The sequence below is a fragment of the Neisseria sp. P0022.S009 genome (assembly GCF_051956675.1).
Lineage (GTDB): Bacteria > Pseudomonadota > Gammaproteobacteria > Burkholderiales > Neisseriaceae > Neisseria.
Genome location: NZ_JBQCXE010000104.1, coordinates 1 through 255 on the forward strand (window position 1 = coordinate 1; position 255 = coordinate 255).

At 49.0% G+C, this 255-nt stretch carries 1 pseudogene; it reads right to left on the reverse strand.

Annotated features, from left to right (window positions below):
* Nucleotides 1–241, reverse strand: a pseudogene (locus tag ACTHUG_RS11645) (type VI secretion system contractile sheath large subunit); the annotation flags it as partial.
* Nucleotides 242–255: the final 14 nt, after the last annotated feature.

The window sequence follows — 255 nt, forward strand, 5'->3', positions numbered from 1 at the left end:
ATACTTTTGCTTCTCTCAACGGATGTGTGGCCTGCAACTCATCGCTCGGGTCGGTCATTTCCGTTACCAGGGTATTAATCCAAGTATTCAGTTCCAACTCAAGCATGCGACGGTCTTTGGTGGTACCAATGTTTTCACGCTGGATCAGTTTGAGGTAGTGCGCCAAACGGGAAAGCAGGAAGACGTAAGGCAAACGGGCGTTGATACGGCTGTTTGCGGTTGCTTCTTTGGTTTCATACAACGCAGGTTTCTGTG